This window comes from Micromonospora sp. NPDC023737, from assembly GCF_040639715.1.
Taxonomy (GTDB): Bacteria; Actinomycetota; Actinomycetes; order Mycobacteriales; family Micromonosporaceae; genus Micromonospora.
Map to the genome: position 1 here is coordinate 1133800 of NZ_JBFAAL010000001.1, position 18967 is coordinate 1152766.

Consider the following 18967-nt stretch of genomic DNA (forward strand, 5'->3'; position numbering starts at 1 on the left):
CAAAGCGACCGGCATCGGTTATAGCGGCGATAAGTGGGGGTGATCGCCGCATCGGAATGAGCCGTTTCAACGGCTACTTGATGCTTCTGCGACCTGGTACGACGCTCCCCGGCGCATTCCTGCCGGGGCCCGATTTGACAACCGTGAGGCGTCAGCCAGGGCATTCAGTACCACCTGAATCCGCTCAGGTAACGAGCGTCACCATATCTAAGAAGAGGTCATGTCGAGTCATAGCACATCCCACCGCTCACCCCAGCGGTCCAAGAACTTGTTGTTGGCCGTCGTACTCCTCTCCGTGTTCGTGATGCCGATCAGCATCTCGGGCACAGCGATCGCGATTCCGGCGATCTCGCAGGATCTGGGGAGTTCGGCCACCGGGCTGCAATGGGTTGTCAACGGCTTCAACGCGGCGTTCGCCGTCTTCACTCTGCTCTGGGGCGTACTGTCCGACCGAATCGGTTACCGGGCGACCTTCCTCGCGGGGCTCGTAATCATCCTCGCGGCGTCGATCGTCAGCGCCGTGTCCGGAAACCTGCTGATCCTCGATGTCGGTCGAATCCTCGCCGGAGCCGGTGGCGCCGCCGTCTTCACGGGCGCGGCGGCACTGCTGTCCAACGCTTTCGACGGCCCACAGCGGGCGCGGGCCTTCGCCCTGTTCGGGACCACCATCGGCCTCGGGCTGGCTCTCGGCCCCACGATCTCCGGAGGGCTCGTCGCCGGTATCGGCTGGCGTGGGGTCTTCGGACTCTTCGCCGTCGTCATGATCGTCGCCCTTCTCGGGTCTCCGACGATCCCGCACCTTCGGCACGAACGTGAAGCGGGCCAGAAGGCCATCGACTTCTCGCTGCTGGGCAACAAGAAGTTCCTGTCGATGGTCCTGGTCCCCGTCGCGGCCGCCATCGGATACGTGACGGTGCTCAGCTACCTGCCGGTCGCGCTGAGCGCGGTTCACGGCATGTCGGCGGGAACCGCGGGCCTGTTCATGCTTCCGATGACCGTCCCGGTCCTCCTCGGCCCCATGATCGCGTCTTTCCTGGTCTCACGCTTCAAGCGCATCGGCCCCATGACGATGATCAACGTGGCTCTCGTCGCCCTGGTGTTGGGAGATCTCGGGCTGCTGCTGCTCGGCGCCGACTCCTCGCCGCAGCTGCTCATCGCTCCCATGATCCTGCTCGGCTTCGGCTTCGGCTTCCCCATCGGCCTGGTCGATGGAGAGGCGCTGCTCGCCATCCCGGCGCGGAGCAGCGGTACGGCCGCCGGTGTCCTCAACTTCATGCGGCTCGGCAGCGAAGCGGTCGTGGTGGGTGCCTACGCGGCCGTCCTGGCGGCCCTGTTGCGATCCCACATCGCCGATCCGGCCGTCGCTGAGACGACCGCGGCCGGCGCCCCGGGACACGGTGCGACGTACGCCTCGCAATTCCACCTCATCGTGATCGCGATGGCGATCCTCACGGCCGTCTTCACCGTCGTCATCAACCTGCTGCACAAGGCCCACGGTCGGGCCGGCGCCGCCCAGGAAGAACTCGGTGGACCCGTGGTCGTCGAGGAGACCCGGGACCAGCGGGTCGAGCGGCTCGCCTGACGAGCCGCCGGCACCGTGCCAGGTCATTTGATCAACGCCTGACCTGGCACGGAGCCGGTACACATCGACCCTGAAAGATCAGAGATGACAAACGCCCTGGTGCGGGATACCTCCCGCACCAGGGCGTTTCGCAAGAGTGGACCCGATGTGGCAGCACCCGAACCGCATTCCAGCGGCTCAAGGCCCAGCCGTCATGGTTGTACCGGTGCGTCAGCGGTTTCGCCGCGGGGTCAGCGCAGCAGCAGTGCCCAGTACAGCGCCCAGGGCAGGAACACCGCGCCGCTGGTGAACAGCGCGCCCATCCGCACCCGGTCGGCATCCGCGCGATGGCTCTGGACCGCTGGTGGGCCGGCACCATGTTAGGCGTCCGAGTTCTCCGAATGAGTAGGAAGATGCGTCTATGGCGCATATCTTGGGAATTCGGCGACCAGTGCCGATTGGCGAGGCCCAACGCACCACCCCTTTCGAGATCTTCTTCGACCTGGTGTTCGCGTTCGCCTTCATCCGCGTGGCCACGTTCATGGCAGGGTCACCGACGCCGCTCGTCCTGGCGCAGGGCTTGATATTCCTGATGCTGCTGTGGTGGCCCTTCACTACCTTCGCCTGGCTGGCCAACCAGGTCCGCGCCGACGTGGGCCTGGTCCGCGCCGGGCTGGTCGTGGTGATGGCCGCAATGTTCGTGGCCGGCTTGGTCATCCCGTTCGCGTGGAGGCACGGCGGGTGGACGGTGTCCGAGGCGCTGACGGTGGCGGTGGCGTACATCGTGATCCGGACCGTGTTTTACCTACTCAACTGGCACATGGCCGCCAGTAACCCGCGAATCCCGGCGCCCGGCTTCCGCTATGCCATCCCGATCGCGGCGGGCTGGATTCCGCTGCTGCTCGGGGCGGTGCTCGGCGGCGCCACCCAAACGCTGTTGTGGGCCGCAGCGTTCCTCATCGACTGCCTCGGCACCACATGCGTCTCGGTGTACAGCCCAGAACGATTTCAGTTGCGCAGTGCGAGCCACCTGTGCGACCGGCATGGCCTGTTGCTGATTATCGCCCTGGGCGAGTCGCTGATCGCGGTGGGCGCCGGAGCCGGATCGGCGGTCACCCGCGGGCCGGTCCTGATCGCCGCACTGCTCGCCGTGGCGAATGCCACGGCCCTGTGGTGGCTGTACTTCGAGAACGCCGCCGCACCGGCCGGACAGGCCCTGGCGCGCCGCACCGGCCATGACCGCGTGCGGCCTGCCGTCAACGCCTACAGCCTGGCCCACTTCCCACTCATCGCCGGGATCATCTACCTGGCCCTGGGCATCGAACTCGTCCTCGAGCACCTGGCCCACCACCCGTCGCAGCATCCTGCCGGGGCGCCGCTGGATTGGACCTCCACAGCAACCCTGTTCGGCGGGCCGCTCGTCTACCTCATCGGCCGGGGCCTGTTCCTCCGTTCCACCGTCGGACACACCCCACGCGCCCAAATCGTCGCGGCCGGCGCCATGCTCGCGCTGCTTCCCGTCGCTCGGATCCTGCCCGCCCTCGGAGCCTTCGGCCTGATCACCGCCGTCCTCGCCGCGCTCGTCTGCTACGAACGCATCAGGTGGCAGCCGACCGCAGGTGCGAGATGATCACCCACCCACACCCCTCTACGGCAAGCGGCCCGGTCAGGCGCACTGAGCGGCAGCACCCAGCCGCGAAAGGCTTCCCGATTCCCCTCTGCTCCCCCGCCCTGCCAGGGCTCTCGCGGATCTGGCCCGGCCGACCCGACGTACCGCCGCAGCACCCTCACGCTGTGCTACCCATTGACGCAGGCGGGACGGAATCGGGAAGCTGTCTCGATGCCTGCTGCGTACGCCGAGAGTGACCAGTTCCGTGGTGCCCGCATCCACCTATGCGATCTTTCCGGCCTTGAGATTCGCGATTGCGAGGTCAGCGGCCTGAAAGTCGTGGACTGCTACGGGGGCGAGGTCTACCTGGGTGGCGCCTTCGAGCGTGTCGTCGTCAACGACGTCGACGTGACCGCCTACGTCGAGGCCGAGCTCGACCGGCAGCATCCCACGCGGGTGCTGGCGCGTGACGCCGCGTCCCCCGTCGACTACCGGGCTGCTTGGGATGCCATTGAAACGCAATGGCAGGCGACGCTCGACCGCGCCAGGCTCCTGCCCGAGGCCAAGCTGCACGAGCAGGTCGACGGCGAGTGGTCGTTCGTCGAGACTCAACGGCATCTGCTGATGGCCAGCGACGCCTGGCTCGGTAATGCGGTGCTCGAGGAGGAAGCCCCGTATCACCCGTTGGGCCTTCCGCACGGCGGGATGCCGCCCGAGGCGGCGGCGAAGCTCGGGTTCACCCTCGAAGCCACCCCGACGCTCGACGAGGTACTCGCGCCGCGGCTCGCTCGCATGGCCACGATGCGGCGTGTCGTCGACGGGCTCACCGAGGCCGAGCTCGATCGGGTGTGTGGCCGCAAGCCGGCGGACCCATATCCAGACCGGGAGTACGTCGTGCGCCGCTGCCTCAAGGTGGTGCTCAAGGAAGAGGCCGAGCATCACCGTTACGCGGTACGCGACCTCGCCGTGCTCGAGGCCGCCTGAACCGGGTGGAGACGTCCACCGGCAGGAGCGCTGACCGGTCGGGCGACTTCCAGCCGCAGCGCTGCTGCTACCGAGATCCGTCTCCGCCGGATCTGACATGCGGCGGAGTGGATGGAACTCAAACGACGAACGCCCTGGTGCGGGATCCCCGCGGGTCCCCGCCCACCCCGACAAAAAATGTGCGACGGCGGCGCCAGGAATGTAGACCGCAGGAAGCTCGGAGCCTCGCCCCGTCGAGGCCGGCAAGCGTCCCACGGAGGGCTACCACTCGGGGATCGGGGTGCGGGCTCGGACCACGCTGATCCCGACCGTCGGGCCTGTGGCGATCTGGCCAGCTCCGACAGTGGCTGCTGGGTGATCAGTTCTCCGTGATCGCTCACGACTTTCAGTGGCCGAGACTCTTGCTCAGCGCCCCGGCGACCGGGCCGTCGGCGATCGGCCGAACGGTCGCCACCGTTACGGCGGTCTCCGAGGATCGCCCTTGTGTGTTCCCCCTACGCCCCCAACGCGTCTTACCGCCGGGTTTGAAGACGGAGAGGATTGTCGCGGTCCAGAGCAGGACGACGAACAACGCCATGGCGCCGACCAGCAGGATCCCGGTACCGCCGGGTTCGGCAGCAGGGTCCTCGCTGCGCGCCGCCAGTTCGTCGATCCACGGGCCCTCGAATGTGGCGAGGACCGGAAGGCTGAGCGCGATGATCAACTTGGCGAGTACCCAGCGGTGTTTGATCAGTCCCCAGGGGGTGCCGAGCGATACCACCACACCGGTGATGATCGCCAGGAAGACGCTCGGGATCGCCAGAGCGATGTTGAACGTGTCCATGAGCACGTAGGCGCCTTGCCGCACTTCGTGCCTGTCCGTGGTAACCCCTACGACGGACAGAGCGAGCATCGCGAGGGAGATGCCCAGCCAGCCGACGCCGATGCCGATGTGTAGCGTCAGCCACACCTTGCGCGACATCCGCCCGAGCCGCGGGAAGCGCGGCTTCAGCCCGATCGTGATCATTGTCGACATCAGCATGCCGAGCCACGGCATCTGGTGGGCGAGCAGGAACAGGAACTGCGCGGGAATGAAGAGCAGATGGAAGACGATCAGGATCCGCCGGACGCGCATGACGCTCGCTACGCGGCCGAGTGCGAACCAGCTCCCGAACGAGAGCACCGCGGCAACTGCGTACCCCACTGTCCCGGCAGCCTGGAACAGGGGATGGTGAGCATCCTGCCGCAGCGCGATCAAGGTCCCCGCGAGGACTGCGAAGACCCCGAAGGCGAGCTGCAGGGTTCTGGGGCTGAGCCATCGGCCGAGCCGTTCTTGAATGACCATGGGACCAGCGTTGCCGGAGGTACCACGCCGGAGCGTCGGCCGATCCGGGAAAGCGGATCATTGGATCGGCCACGATTCCCCGGTGTTGTGTACAACTTTCCGCTGACGCGCACATCGGTCACGGCGCCTAGCCTGGAGCACGATGAATGCGCGCGACCTGCACCCGACGACACCCCGGTCCGGCCGCCGCCCCGTGACTGATACGGCAGTGGCGCTCGTCGTCGCGGTGTTCACGGCGACAGGCGAGTTCGGTACCGACTTCTTCGGGCCAACCCTCGCCGGACTCGGCGACCGCGTCCCGCCACTGTGGCTCGGCGTCCCGCTCGCCGTGGGAGTCGGGCTGCTGACCAGGTGGCGGCGCAGCCTTCCGGTGATCGTGCTGGCGGGATCACTGCTGGCGAATGCTCTCGTGCCGGCCCATGTGGCCGTCGCGGTCGCGCTGTACACGCTGGCCGAGCGCACCACCGCATGGCCCGAACTCACCGCCGGCACGCTGGCATCCACTGTCCTGGTGGGCATCCCGATCTGGGGGTTCGCCGGAGCCGACGGCGCGATTCCCGTCAGCATGGCGGTGTGCGTCGCACCGGCGCTGCTGGGAATGTATGTCGGCACCCGGCAGGAGCTGATGGAACGCATCCGCGAGCGGACCGAACGCATCGAACGTGAGCAGCAGCAGCGCGTCGCCCGGGCCCGAAGCGACGAACGGGCTCAGATCGCCCGTGACATGCACGACCTGGTCACTCACCGGGTCTCACTGATGGTGCTGCAGGCCACGGCCCTGGAGGTGTCCAAGGGCGAGGAAGCAATCACCATCGGAAAACAGATCGGGGCGACCGGGCGCGAGGCACTCGCCGAACTCCGCTCCTTGGTGGCGGTCTTGCGCAACGACGACGACGCCCCGCTCACTCCGCAGCCGGGGCTGGCCGATCTGGACGTCCTGATCGAGGAGTCCCGACGGATCGGTATCCCCGTCACCCTCCACCTGGCGAACCACACACGGGAACGGACCCCGCTACTCGTGGAGCACACGGCCTACCGATTCGTACAGGAGGCGCTGACCAACGTGCACAAACACGCACCGGGAGCGCGGACCCGGGTGTGCATCCAGCAGACCCCGCAACTGCTGCGACTGTCGGTCAGCAACGGCAGGGGGCGGCGGGTCGCCGATGCTTCACTGCCGGTCGGCGGCCACGGGCTGCTCGGGCTCGCGGAGCGGGTGCGGCTGATCGGCGGCGAGCTCACTGCGGGCCCTACCTCCGACGACGGCTTCGAGGTGATCGCCGAGGTACCGATCTTCCGGGAGGCGGAACGATGACCTTTCCGGTCGGTCCGATCACGACCCTGATCGTCGACGACGAGTGGATGGTGCGTTCGATGCTGCGCACGATCATGGAGGCGGCGCCTGACATCACGGTAACGGGCGAGGCGTCCGACGGCGTCGAGGCCGTCAACCTCGCCTGGACACTGCAGCCCGACGTCGTACTCATGGACATCCGGATGCCACGAGGCGACGGGCTGACGGCGACCGAGCGGATGGCACGGCTCGACCGGCCGCCGTGCGTCGTCGTGCTCACCACGTTCGACCTCGACGAGTACGTGCACACCGCGCTCCGCAACGGCGCCGTCGGGTTCCTGCTGAAGGACGCATCGGCCGACGACATGCTCGCCGCGGTGCGCAGCGCAGCGCGCGGCGACGCGGTGATCTCCCCACGCATCACCCGCAGGCTGCTCCGGAGATTTGCCGAGCCGGCGCCCGAACGGCACAGCGATGCCGAGCAGCGGCTCGCAGTGCTCACAGACAAGGAACGAGAAGTGCTCGTCGCTGTCGGCGGCGGTCTGTCGAACACCGAGATCGCAGCCACGCTCTACATGAGCGAGGCGACGGCGAAGACCCACGTCAGCCGGATCCTCGCGAAGCTGGACCTCACGAACCGGGTGCAGGCGGCAATCCTCGCTCACCAAGCCGGCTTGCTCGACTGATCCCTGCCTCACCGCGTGCGGCACACGGCTGCCACGCTGCTGCCGGCTCAGGGTGTGCCGGCCCGAGTGCTCATGGAACTCCTGGGCCACTCGCAGATCGGCGTCACCATCGACATCTACAGCCACGTCATGCCCACACAGCTCGTTCAGGCCGCCGACGCGATGAAGAACGTCTTGTGGGACGAGGGGCAGTAGCGTGGCTACTCGCTTGGCTACTTTTGGCGTCCGAAATGACAAAGGGCGTCCGTCTTGTCCGACGAACGCCCTTTAATCACGAAGGGTGGAGCCGAGGGGACTCGAACCCCTGACCCCCACACTGCCAGTGTGGTGCGCTACCAGCTGCGCCACGGCCCCTTGCTGCTGTCCCGGTCGCCCGGGCACTGGCGAAACTATACACATCCCGGCTGCCGGGGTCATCTCGCGGGGTCCCCGGTCGCCTAGCGAGCGGCCGCACCCCGACGCCCGACGCGGTGGGCGATCCCGGCCCCGAGCGGGGCCGCGCGTCAGTTCAGCGCCACGTCCGGCGGGAAGTGGGCCACCGCGGCCATCATCCCGCCCTGCCGGCGCAGCACCATCGGCCACAGGTCGTCGGGGCGGTCGACGAAGGCGTCACCGGGCAGGGCGTCCAGCACGAACCAGGACCCCTCCTCGATCTCCTGCTCCAGCTGCCCCGCGCCCCATCCCGAGTAACCGGCGAAGACCCGGATGCTGCCGATGTGCTCCCGCAGCCGCTCCGGGTCGACCGAGAGGTCGATCGTGCCGACCGCCCCGGAGATCTGATGGAAGCCCTTGACCCGCCTGATGGGGTGCCGCAACCGGGCCAGGCAGATCGCGCTGTCCGGCTGCACGGGGCCGCCCTCGAACAGCACGGCGGGGTGGCGGGCCAGATCGTTCCAGCCGCCGAGCACGTCGGCGACCGGCACCTCGGTGGCCCGATTGAGCACCACACCGAGCGCCCCGCCCGGCTCGTGCGCCACCAGAAGCACCACCGTGCGGTCGAAATTCGGGTCCTTCAGCGCCGGCGTCGCGACCAGCAGCCGCCCGGTCATCGACTCCATCGCCCGCCCGCCGATCGCCTGGCCCTCTCCGTGCATCTCCACACCCGTCACCTGTGCACCGCGGCGCAGGAATCGTCGCCACTCACGCCGGTCGGCTCCCGCGCTGTCAACGCCATGCCTGGCACCATAGCCTGCGGCCGGGGTGGTGGCTAAGGTCTGAGCGGGCGGTGATCGCGCGCTGGAGAGGATGCGACAGATGGGCCCTACGGCCGAACTCGCGGTGATCGGCGGCTCCGGTCTGTACAGCCTTCTGGACGGGGCCACCGAGCACGAGGTGGAGACGCCGTACGGGCTGCCGTCGGACAGGATCACGATCGCCGAGGTGGGCGGCCGACGGGTGGCGTTCCTGCCCCGGCACGGCCGGGATCACCGGCACCCGCCGCATCTGATCCCGTACCGGGCGAATCTCTGGGCGCTGCGGTCACTCGGGGTGCGCCAGGTGCTCGCGCCGTGCGCCGTGGGCAGTCTGCGCCCGGAGTTCGGCCCCGGCACGTTCGTCGTGCCCGATCAACTCGTCGATCGCACCAGCGGGCGGCCCCAGACGTACTACGACAGCGGTGCGGTGCACGTCCCCTTCGCCGACCCGTACTGCCCGAACGGCCGCCGTACGCTGCTCGCTGCCGCCGCGGGCCGGCAAGTGGCGGCGGTGGACGGGGGCACGGTCGTGGTGGTCGAAGGGCCACGGTTCTCCACCCGCGCCGAGTCGCGGTGGTACGCCTCCCTCGGCGGAACGGTGGTCAACATGACCGGCCATCCGGAAGCGGTGCTCGCCCGCGAGTTGGAACTCTGCTACACGTCCATCGCGCTGGTCACGGACCTGGACGCTGGGCTGGTCGCCGGCGAGTCGGTGACCCAGGCCGAGGTGTTCCGGGTCTTCGGTGAGAACACCGACCGGCTGCGGGAGGTGCTGCTGGACGCGCTCGCGGCGCTCCCGCGCGAGCGGGACTGCCCGTGCGGGCACGCGTTGGCCGGGATCAAGCTGCCCATCGCACTGCCCTGAGGGCCTCGCGGCCCACGCCCTGCCGACCGGGCCCGCGGGACGCGCCGACGCCGACCACCGTGCGGGCGAACGGAGAGCGGCCCGAACGCGACGGCGGAGACCAAAACCACAGCGCCGACGAAACGCCCGAATCGCCTGCCCTGTGCCGATAGATTCGAGGAGGTCGGGGGCAGCCAGCCAACTCCGGCGAGCCGCAGCACGCGCCGCGACACGGAGGCAGGTGGCGATGGCAACGGTCCGGGACACTACGTACGACCTGTTGCGCGACCTCGGGATGACCACCGTCTTCGGCAACCCCGGCTCCACCGAGGAGCCGTTCCTGCAGGAGTTCCCCGCCGACTTCCACTACGTGCTCGCGCTGCACGAGGCGTCCGCGGTCGGTATGGCCGACGGGTACGCCCAGGCCACCGGCCGCCCGGCGCACATCAACCTGCACACCGCCCCGGGCACCGGCAACGGCATGGGCAACCTGGTCACCGCCTGGCACAACAAGACGCCGCTGATCGTCACCGCCGGCCAGCAGACCCGGGAGATGCTGCTGCTCGAACCCCGGCTGACGAACCGGCGCGCCGCGGAACTCACCCAGCCGTACGTCAAGTGGGCCTACGAGCCGGTCCGTGCCCAGGACATCCCGGCCGCGCTGCTGCGGGCGTACGCGACCGCGGTGCAGCCACCCGCCGGCCCGGTCTTCCTCTCACTGCCGCTCGACGACTGGGCGCAGCCCGCCGACCCGCCTCCGCCGCTGCGCTCGGTGGCCACCCGGTACGCCCCCGACCCCGAACAGCTGGGACACTTCGCCGCCGTGCTGGCCGCGAGCCGCGCCCCGGCGCTGGTGTTCGGCGCGGCCGTGGATCGGGCCGACGGCTGGGCCCTGGCGAGCGCGCTGGCCGAGCGGCTGGCCGCCCCGGCCTGGTCGGCCCCGGCACCCGAACGGGCCGGCTTCCCCGAGGACCATCCGCACTACCGGGGTGTGCTGCCGTTCGCCATCGGTCCGCTCGCCGAGGCGATCAAGGGACACGACACCGTACTGGTGGTCGGCGCTCCGGTCTTCCGCTACTACCCGTACGTCCCGGGGTCCTACCTGCCCGACGGGGCCCGGCTGCTGCACGTCACGGACGACCCGGACGAAGCCGCCCGAGCACCGGTCGGGGACAGCCTGCTGGCCGATTCCGGACTGGCCCTGGCCGCACTGGTCGACCTGCTGCCGGCGGCGGACCGCCCGCCCCCGGAGCCCCGACCGACGCCGACGCCGCCCGAGGTCACCCGCCCGCTCAGCGCGGACGCGCTCTTCGCGGCGTTGGCCCGGTACTGGCCCGAGGACGGGGTGCTGGTCCAGGAGACACCGTCGAACCTGCCCGCGTTGCGCCGCCATCTGCGGATCACCCGACCGGCGTCGTACTTCACCATGGCCAGCGGCGGACTGGGCTACGGGTTGCCGGCCGCGGTGGGAGTGGCCCTGGCGGAGCGGGACACCGGACGCGAACGGCCGGTGGTCGCGGTCATCGGCGATGGTTCCTTCCACTACTCCGTACAGGCACTCTGGACCGCCGCGCGACTACGCCTGCCGCTCGTCGTCGTGGTGCCGGTCAACCAGCAGTACGCGATCCTCAAGGCGTTCGCGGAACTCAAGGACGCCCCAGGGGTGCCCGGCCTGGACCTGCCCGGCCTGGACATCACGGCGGTCGCCAGCGGGTACGGCTGCGCCACCGCGGTGGTGGAGACACCGGAACAGTTGGCCGACGCGCTCGCCACCGCGTTGCGGCACGACGGCCCCACGGTGCTTCCGGTGCCGATCACCACCGACCTGCCCCGGATCATCTGATCCGGCGACCGTCCGGCGGGCCACCGTCCGGCACGTCAGCGCGGTCCGATGCGCAGCGGCGTACCGGTGAACACGTCCAACACCGGCCGCGCGCCCAGCGGCGATTCGAGGGTGACCTCGACCGGCTGAAGCTTGAGCTGATCGGTGCAGACACCGGGGCTGCGGGTGACGCCGCCACCGACGACCACCACGTCGTCGCGCTCGTACACGAACGGGGTGATGTCTGTGTCGCAGGCACCGACCCCCAACTGGTACGAGATCCGGTTGCCCGCCACCGTCTGGAGGTGCTGTGCCCCGACGACCCCGTCCGGGGCGGCTCGGGGCAGGAGGATCGGCTCCGGCACGTCGGTGACCGCGTCCGGGGCGACCGCCAGCCGGGCCACCGGACTGGTCAACTCCTCGACGGTGAAGAGCCAGGCGGGCACCTGCGCCTCGCCGCGGCTGGTCCAGACGGGTGCGGTGCCGAGCCGTACGGCCGTGACGGTCAACGGGGTGCAGGCCGCCTGTGGCGCACTGGTGGTCCAGCCGTCCGGTCCGGGTTCGATGGTCGGCCCACCCTTGGTACGCGGTGGCGCCGCCGGCCGGCCCGGGCAGGGCGGCGGGTCGCCCTGGTCCAGTTCGCGGTACGCCTCGGCCGCGCTGACCAACGGAACGTCCAGAGTGCCGTCCGGGAAGCTGATGGTGGCGTCGGCCGGGCGGGCGGTGGGCATTGCGATCTGGTCCCGGTACCAGCCGTTGCGGAACGCCGTCTCGGTGTCGCTGGTGAAACCCGGATCGCCGGTCAACAGGGTCGGCCCCTGTAGCGGCACGTACCCCTGCGTCCACTCCGGGATGGGCTGCCAGGCGTCGGCGACCTCGGCCGCCTGCTGCTCGAAGCCCGGGCTGGTGCCGGGCACGTAGCCGGTCGGGGCGGAGACGCGCAGGGCGTCAGCGGGCGCACAACCGCCCATCAGCAGCAACGGCAGACCCAACAGGAGCACTGAACGACGCATACCCGGTTCGACGTTGCGACGGGCCTGTCGGTTCCGGGGCCGGATACGACTGTGCGCCCCGGTCCGGGTGGACGGGGCGCACAGCTCATCTGGTGGAGGTGCCGGGAATCGAACCCGGGTCCTTCGCCGGTTTGTCAGGGCTTCTCCGAGCGCAGCTCGCTATGCCTCTACTCGGCCCCACCGCTCACGCGAGCAAGTTGGTGTGACGGGCCCAGTCGCTGATTGATCTCGCCGCACGGACCCCGCGACCGGGTCCGGTTGGCCAGCCTTCTAGCTGATGCCGGCAAACTGGGACGAAGGCGTTCCCAGGCCGACAGACTCGCTACTCGCCTCAGGCGGCGAGAGCGAAGTCAGCGCGATTGTTCTTGGCGCTTATAAGTTTCCGACGACCGATTCTCGAGACGACGTCGGCTTCCTCGGCTCGCTTCCCCTGTCGCTGCGTACGAAGTCGAAACCAGTCACCCCCTCGACGGGCCACCGTTGTTGGCGGCACCGACAAGCCTAACGCCTGCCGCAACGGGTTTCATCCCCGAGCCTCCACCCGGCGAGTTCGACCCGTGCAAAGCAGACAAATCACTCAGACATTCCCTTACCGCGCCGGCCGCTCACCCGGGCGATCTCCCGGTCCGCGTCCCGCTTGGCGAGATCCTGCCGCTTGTCGTACGACTTCTTACCCTTGGCCAAGCCGATCTCCACCTTGGCCCAGCCGTCGGAGAAGTAGACCTGCAACGGCACCAGCGTCAGACCGGACTCCCGGGTCTTCCCGATCAACCGGTCGATCTCCAACCGCTTCAGCAGCAACTTCCGCGTACGCCGAGGCTCATGGTTGGTCCAGGTGCCCTGCGTGTACTCCGGGATGTGCATGCCGTGCAGGTAGAGCTCGCCGTTGCGCTCCTGCGCGAACGCGTCCACCAGCGAGGCACGCCCCGCCCGCAGCGACTTGACCTCGGTGCCGGTCAACGCCATGCCCGCCTCGTACGTGTCGAGGATGGCGTAGTCGTGCCGTGCCTTGCGATTGGAGGCGACGACCTTCCGTCCCTGTTCCCGTGGCATCGGCGCCACCTCCCTTCCGGACGTGCCGACGACCGGGGGCGGCCCGGCCGACAGCGGAGATCATGCTACCTAACCACAAGGGCCCTCCCACGCCGAATATTCCGGCGCGGGAGGGCCCTGGCGACGATGCCGGGACGACCCGTACGGCAGCTAGACCCGCAGGTAGAAGCGGAGCGTGACCCACGCGGTGACGGCGCTGACCAGACCACCGACGCCGGCCATCAGCGGGAAGATCAGGAAGATCTCGCTCCAGGACACCGGCGTGATCAGGCCTTCCAGGGCCGCCAGCGAACTGCCGGCAGCCGTGACCTTCACGACGGCCAAGGCCACCAGGCCGAGGATCGAGCCGAGCAGACCCGCGACCACGGCCTCCAGCACGAACGGCGCCTGGATGAACCAGTTGGAGGCACCGACCAGCTTCATGACCGCGACCTCGCGCCGCTTGCTGTAGGCGGCCACCTGGATCGTGTTGGCGACCAGCAGCAGGGCGGCTATCGCCATCACGATCGCGATGGCGAGCGCGCCGTTCTGGAACCCGGTCAGTACGCCGAAGACCTTGTCGAGCAGCTTGCTCTGGTCGACGATCTCGTCGACGCCCTCGCTCTCCTTGTACTGGTCGTAGATGCTCTTGTACTGCTCCGGGTTGTTGAGCTTGAGCCGGAACGACTCGGGCAGCTGGTCCGGCTTGACCGCGTTGACCAGGTCCGGAGCGTCGGCGTACATCTGCTGGAAGCGCTCGTACGCCTGCTGCTTGTCGACGTACAGGACTTCCTTGACCATCGGGTCGCTCTTCAGCTTGCTGTCCAGGTCAGCACGCTGCTGCTCGGTCACTTCCTGGGTCAGGAAGATGGAGACCTCGACGTTCTCGTAGTAGAGGTCCTTCATGTCGCCGACCTTCTGGTAGAGAAGGCCGCTACCGCCGAGCATGAACAGCGACACCGCCATCGTGATGATCATCGCGATGGTCATGGTCACGTTGCGCCACAGTCCGACCAGTACCTCGGACAGGACGTATTTCATCCGCATCGGGAATTCCTCCGGGTCTCCGGCATGAGGTGTTCGTCGTCAGGTCGTACGGCGGGGTGGGAGCGGGGGCTCACCCGTAGACGCCGCGGGCCTGGTCACGCACGATGCGGCCGCTCTCGATCTCGATGACCCGGCGCCGCATCTGGTTCACGATGTTGGAGTCGTGCGTGACCATCACGACTGTCGTGCCGGTGCGGTTGATCCGGTCCAGCAGACGCATGATCTCGATCGAGGTGTCCGGGTCCAGGTTTCCCGTCGGCTCGTCGGCGAGCAGGATCAGCGGGCGGTTCACGAAGGCCCGCGCGACGGCGACCCGCTGCTGCTCACCACCGGAGAGCTCGTGCGGGTAGCGGTGCTCCTTGCCACCGAGCCCGACCAGCTCGAGCACCTCCGGCACGACCCGGCGGGCGACCGCCTTGGTCTTGCCGATGACCTCGAGAGCGAACGCCACGTTCTCGTACGCGGTGCGGTTCGGCAGCAGCCGGAAGTCCTGGAAGACGCAGCCGATGGACCGTCGGAAGTGCGGTCGCTTCCACGAGCGCATCGACGTGACGTCCTTGCCGTTCACGACGACCCGACCCTTGTTGGGCGTGACCTCGTGCAGCAGCATCTTGATGATCGTGGACTTGCCGGAGCCGGATGGGCCGATGAAGAAGACGAACTCGCCCTTCTCAATGGAGACGGACACGTTGTCGAGCGAAGGCCGGGACGCCTTCGGGTACGTCTTCGTCACTTGCTCAAGCTGAATCACGGGTGGTGAGTCTACGCGGTGTAACCGCAGAGCCAAGTCCCACGCCCCGCAGATGCGGAGCGCGTCATCGATTTAGACTGTTGTGCCGGAGATCGACGACGCGTTGAGCCCGCAGACCGTCACGCATTGTCGCCGGCAAGCTCCCGCTGCTTGCGCCAACGGATCCCGGCCTCGATGAACTCGTCCAGGTCCCCGTCGAAGACCGAGCTCGGATTGCCGGTCTCCTGCTCGGTTCGGAGATCCTTCACCATCTGATAAGGATGCAGGACGTACGAGCGCATCTGGTCGCCCCACGAGCCGGCCGCGTCGGTCTTCAGCCCCTGAAGCTTGGCCTGCTCCTCCTGCCGCTTACGCTCCAGCAGCCGGGCCTGGAGCACCCGCAGCGCGGACGCCTTGTTCTGCAGCTGGGACTTCTCGTTCTGGCAGGTCACCACGATGCCGGTGGGAATGTGGGTGATGCGCACCGCCGAGTCGGTGGTGTTGACGCTCTGCCCACCCGGGCCGGAGGACCGGTAGACGTCGATCCGCATCTCGTTCTCGGGGATGTCGATGTGGTCGGTCTGCTCCACGACCGGCAGCACCTCGACACCGGCGAAGCTGGTCTGCCGGCGACCCTGGTTGTCGAAGGGACTGATCCGGACCAGCCGGTGCGTGCCCGACTCGACACTGAGCGTGCCGTACGCGTACGGAACCTTGACCGTGAACGTCGCCGACTTGAGGCCGGCCTCCTCGGCGTACGAGGTCTCGTAGACCTCGGTCGGGTAGCCGTGCCGTTCCGCCCAGCGCAGGTACATCCGCAGCAGCATCTCGGCGAAGTCGGCGGCGTCCACCCCGCCGGCGCCCGCCCGGATGGCGACCAGCGCCTCCCGGGAGTCGTACTCGCCGGAGAGCAGGGTGCGGACCTCCATCTCCTGGATGGCCTTGGTCAACCCGGTGATCTCGCTCTCCACCTCGCCGAGCACACTCGGGTCGGACTCCGCCTCCGCCAGCTCCAGCAGGACCTGAGCGTCGTCGAGCCGGGAGCGGAGACTGGAGAGCTTGCTGATCTCGCCGTTGACGTACGACAGCTGCGAGGTCACATGCTGCGCCTTGGCCTGGTCGTCCCACAGGTCCGGCGCGGAGGCCTCCTGCTCGAGTCGGGCCTTGTCCTCGCGCAGCCGGTCGAGGTCGAGCACTGCCTCGATGTTGCGCAGGGTGGCGTCGAGTTCCTTGAGCTGTTCGGCGTAGTCGGCAGCGGTCACGACTGACAAGCGTACTGCGAAGGATGCGGACTCAGCCTGCGAGCCCCGCGGTCACCGGCAAAAACCTGCCGGTGTCGCGCGCCGCACAGCTCACGCCCCGGAGCGAACCCGCCCGCGACTCACCCGGCCGGGGCGCTCTTCAGCCAGGACAGCGCAGCCCGGTGGTAGGCGACAGCGAACTCCAGGGCGCTCGCGTCGTACGTCTCGCCCTCCTTCTTGGCGTTCTTGACCTGCTCCCGGACCTGCGCCAGGGCCTCGGTGTGGTACTCGTTCGCCTGGGCGTAGAGGTTCTTGAGCTGGCTGGCCGAGTGCAGGCTGCCGAAGGCCATCCGCAGCGCGACCGGGTTACGGATGGTGTCCCGGCCGGGGTTTTCGGCCAACCACTTCGCGAATGTCCGCTTTCCGGCCGCGGTGATCGCGTACGGCTGGCTCAACCGCGGCCCCGGCTTGCCCAGCCGCACCATGCCTCGCTCGGCCAACACGGGCAACTCCCGGTAGACCTGACTGCGGGTCATCGACCAGTACGGCGCCAGACGGCGCTCAGCGGCGGCCATCAGTTGACCGCCTGTCATCGGGCCCTCGTGCAGCAGGCCGAGCAGGGCCGCCGCCGTGGGGTTGACTCCGGAATCCGCCATGGGCATTACGCTGCCACTTTGCCGACGCGCCGTCCAGGATTTGACGGTTTGCCACCCAACAGGTCTTCCAATGTGCACTGTCGGCCGACGACAGTCCGTTAAGGCGCTGAGGGCCCCCTACCGGAGCAGGGGGCCCTCAGACGTCCGCTCAGCCCATGTGCGGGTAGGTGTGGTCCGTCGGCGGCACGAACGTCTCCTTGATCGTCCGCGGCGACATCCAGCGGACCAGGTTGTGCCAGGAGCCCGCCTTGTCGTTGGTGCCGCTCGCCCGCGCACCACCGAACGGCTGCTGCCCGACCACCGCGCCGGTCGGCTTGTCGTTGATGTAGAAGTTGCCGGCCGCGTACCGCATCTTCTCCGCCACCCGGTCGACCACCTCGCGGTCCGTCGCGAAGATCGACCCGGTGAGGGCGTACGGCGCGATCGACTCGGCCTGCGCCACCACCTCGTCGAAGCGGGCGTCGTCGAAGACGTGCACGCCGAGGATCGGCCCGAAGTACTCGGTGGTGAACGTCTCGTGGGCGGCGTCGCTGCACTCGAAGAGGGTCGGCCGGACGAAGTACCCGACCGAATCGTCCGCGGTGCCGCCGGCCAGGATCCGGCAGGTGTCGTCGCCGGAGATCAGCTCCAGCGCGGCGGTGTGCCGGGCGAACGCCTTGTCGTCGATCACCGCGCCACCGAAGTTGCTGAAGTCCGTGACGTCGCCGTACGCCAGCCCGTCCGCCGTGGCGGCGAGCCGGTCACGCAGGCCGCCCTCCCAGATGGAGCGGGGGATGTACGCACGGGACGCGGCCGAGCACTTCTGGCCCTGGTACTCGTAGGCGCCGCGGATCAGCGCGGTGTGCAGCGCGTCGACGTCGGCGCTGGTGTGCGCCACGACGAAGTCCTTGCCACCGGTCTCGCCGACCAGGCGCGGGTAGCCCCGGTAGCGGGAGATGTTCTCGCCCACCGTCCGCCACAGGTGCTGGAAGACCTTCGTGGAGCCCGTGAAGTGGATGCCGGCCAGGTCCGGGTCGGCGAGCACCACGTCGGAGACCTCTTCGCCGCGACCGGTGACCATGTTGATCACACCGGGCGGGAGGCCCGCCGCCTCGAACAGGCGCATGGTGAAGTGCGCGGCGAACTGCTGGGTCGGGCCCGGCTTCCAGACCACCGTGTTGCCCAGCAGCGCCGGCGCCGACGGCAGGTTGCCGGCGATGGCGGTGAAGTTGAACGGGGTCACCGCGTAGATGAAGCCCTCGAGCGGGCGGTGGTCGAACCGGTTCCACGTGCCGGCCGAGGAGAGCGGCTGCTCGGCGAGGAGGCGGCGGGCGAAGTGGACGTTGAACCGAAGGAAGTCGATGAACTCGCAGGCCGCGTCGATCTCCGCCTGCACGACCGTCTTCGACTGGCCGAGCATGGTGGCCGCGTTCAGGGTGTCCCGCCACGGGCCGGAGAGCAGCTCGGCCGCGCGCAGGAAGATCGCCGCACGCTCCTCGAACGGCAGCGCCCGCCACATCGGGGCGGCGGCCTTCGCGGCCTTGACGGCGGCGCGGGCGTCGTCGTGCGTGGCGTGGGCGGTGACGCCGAGCACGTGCGCGCGCTTGTGCGGCTGAACCACGTCGATCGACGCGCCGCCCGCCATCCGCTGCTCACCAGCGATGGTCATCGGCAGGTCGATGCGCTCGGCGGCGAGCTGGGTGAGCCGCCGCTGGAGCCGCTCCCGGTCGGCACTGCCCGGCTCGTAGGTGCGTACCGGCTCATTGCGCGGTTCGGGGACGGAGAACACGGCGTCCATGAAGGCTCCTGGCGATCTCGACAGCGGTGGCGGAACCGGACCCGCGGGCACCGACCGGACGGCCGGGCCGCACGACGCACCGGGTTGACCGGCCACGACGGCGGGACCTGGGGAGATTGTTTCACGGGCAGGTGACCGTCGTGCTTCCCCGTCG

Annotated in this window: 17 protein-coding genes, 1 tRNA gene and 1 other RNA gene; 8 read left to right on the forward strand and 11 right to left on the reverse strand. The window is 68.8% G+C overall.

Annotated elements, in window-relative coordinates:
- The first annotated feature begins 274 nt into the window (after positions 1-274).
- From AB0F98_RS05045 to AB0F98_RS05055, 3 genes are all read left to right on the forward strand, one after another.
- Complete coding sequence (locus tag AB0F98_RS05045; RefSeq protein WP_357728774.1) at positions 275-1582, forward strand: MFS transporter; 1308 nt, start codon at positions 275-277, stop codon at positions 1580-1582.
- A 400-nt stretch (positions 1583-1982) separates the two neighbouring features.
- Positions 1983-3191, forward strand: a complete 1209-nt coding sequence (locus tag AB0F98_RS05050; protein WP_357728777.1) for a low temperature requirement protein A — start codon at positions 1983-1985, stop codon at positions 3189-3191.
- A 210-nt stretch (positions 3192-3401) separates the two neighbouring features.
- Positions 3402-4154, forward strand: a complete 753-nt coding sequence (locus tag AB0F98_RS05055; RefSeq protein ID WP_357728780.1) for a DinB family protein — start codon at positions 3402-3404, stop codon at positions 4152-4154.
- 385 nt (positions 4155-4539) lie between these two features.
- Here the strand turns inward: AB0F98_RS05055 and AB0F98_RS05060 are convergent, their stop codons facing one another.
- Positions 4540-5391, reverse strand: a complete 852-nt coding sequence (locus AB0F98_RS05060; protein ID WP_357728783.1) for a hypothetical protein — start codon at positions 5389-5391, stop codon at positions 4540-4542.
- 229 nt (positions 5392-5620) lie between these two features.
- Here AB0F98_RS05060 and AB0F98_RS05065 point away from each other — a divergent pair, with 229 nt between their 5' ends.
- The 3 genes from AB0F98_RS05065 to AB0F98_RS05075 are packed head-to-tail and all read left to right on the forward strand — an operon-like array spanning position 5621 to position 7653.
- Positions 5621-6793 carry a histidine kinase gene (locus tag AB0F98_RS05065; RefSeq protein ID WP_357728786.1) on the forward strand — a complete coding sequence of 391 codons (1173 nt, stop codon included), beginning with the start codon at positions 5621-5623 and terminating at the stop codon, positions 6791-6793.
- Entirely contained in the window at positions 6790-7458 is a 669-nt protein-coding gene (locus AB0F98_RS05070; RefSeq protein WP_357728789.1) for a response regulator transcription factor, read from the forward strand. The genes AB0F98_RS05065 and AB0F98_RS05070 overlap by 4 nt, the downstream gene beginning before the upstream one ends.
- 15 nt (positions 7459-7473) lie before the next feature.
- Complete coding sequence (locus AB0F98_RS05075; protein WP_357728793.1) at positions 7474-7653, forward strand: tyrosine-type recombinase/integrase; 180 nt, start codon at positions 7474-7476, stop codon at positions 7651-7653.
- Positions 7654-7739: 86 nt separating this feature from the next.
- On the opposite strand, the gene AB0F98_RS05080 is transcribed toward AB0F98_RS05075, so the two are convergent.
- Together AB0F98_RS05080 and AB0F98_RS05085 are read right to left on the reverse strand one after the other, a co-directional pair.
- Positions 7740-7812, reverse strand: a tRNA-Ala gene (locus AB0F98_RS05080).
- Positions 7813-7961: 149 nt separating this feature from the next.
- On the reverse strand, positions 7962-8552 hold the full coding sequence (locus AB0F98_RS05085) for a YqgE/AlgH family protein (protein WP_350789453.1): 591 nt from the start codon (positions 8550-8552) through the stop codon (positions 7962-7964).
- A 160-nt stretch (positions 8553-8712) separates the two neighbouring features.
- Between AB0F98_RS05085 and AB0F98_RS05090 the strand changes: the two genes are divergently transcribed.
- Together AB0F98_RS05090 and mdlC are read left to right on the forward strand one after the other, a co-directional pair.
- Positions 8713-9516 (forward strand): S-methyl-5'-thioadenosine phosphorylase, encoded by an 804-nt coding sequence (locus tag AB0F98_RS05090; protein WP_357728795.1) that lies wholly within the window; start codon positions 8713-8715, stop codon positions 9514-9516.
- Positions 9517-9742: 226 nt separating this feature from the next.
- Positions 9743-11338 carry a benzoylformate decarboxylase gene (mdlC, locus tag AB0F98_RS05095; protein WP_357728798.1) on the forward strand — a complete coding sequence of 532 codons (1596 nt, stop codon included), beginning with the start codon at positions 9743-9745 and terminating at the stop codon, positions 11336-11338.
- A gap of 35 nt (positions 11339-11373) precedes the next feature.
- Here the strand turns inward: mdlC and AB0F98_RS05100 are convergent, their stop codons facing one another.
- From AB0F98_RS05100 to pruA, 8 genes are all read right to left on the reverse strand, one after another.
- Positions 11374-12330: a hypothetical protein gene (locus AB0F98_RS05100; protein WP_357728801.1), complete on the reverse strand. Its 957-nt coding sequence runs from the start codon at positions 12328-12330 to the stop codon at positions 11374-11376.
- A gap of 90 nt (positions 12331-12420) precedes the next feature.
- Positions 12421-12796: a transfer-messenger RNA gene (ssrA, locus tag AB0F98_RS05105) on the reverse strand.
- Between the two features lie 107 nt (positions 12797-12903).
- Positions 12904-13383, reverse strand: coding sequence for an SsrA-binding protein SmpB (gene smpB / locus AB0F98_RS05110; RefSeq protein WP_357728804.1), 480 nt, complete (start codon positions 13381-13383; stop codon positions 12904-12906).
- A 150-nt stretch (positions 13384-13533) separates the two neighbouring features.
- Positions 13534-14409, reverse strand: coding sequence for a permease-like cell division protein FtsX (ftsX, locus tag AB0F98_RS05115; RefSeq protein ID WP_357728807.1), 876 nt, complete (start codon positions 14407-14409; stop codon positions 13534-13536).
- Positions 14410-14479: 70 nt separating this feature from the next.
- Positions 14480-15160 (reverse strand): cell division ATP-binding protein FtsE, encoded by a 681-nt coding sequence (ftsE, locus tag AB0F98_RS05120; protein ID WP_073832794.1) that lies wholly within the window; start codon positions 15158-15160, stop codon positions 14480-14482.
- A gap of 119 nt (positions 15161-15279) precedes the next feature.
- Complete coding sequence (gene prfB, locus AB0F98_RS05125) at positions 15280-16401, reverse strand: peptide chain release factor 2 (RefSeq protein ID WP_357728809.1); 1122 nt, start codon at positions 16399-16401, stop codon at positions 15280-15282.
- Positions 16402-16520: 119 nt separating this feature from the next.
- A complete protein-coding gene (locus AB0F98_RS05130) occupies positions 16521-17036 on the reverse strand; it encodes a PadR family transcriptional regulator (RefSeq protein ID WP_357728812.1) in 516 nt (171 codons plus the stop codon).
- A 148-nt stretch (positions 17037-17184) separates the two neighbouring features.
- Positions 17185-18813 (reverse strand): L-glutamate gamma-semialdehyde dehydrogenase, encoded by a 1629-nt coding sequence (pruA, locus tag AB0F98_RS05135; protein ID WP_357728815.1) that lies wholly within the window; start codon positions 18811-18813, stop codon positions 17185-17187.
- Between the last annotated feature and the right edge of the window lie 154 nt (positions 18814-18967).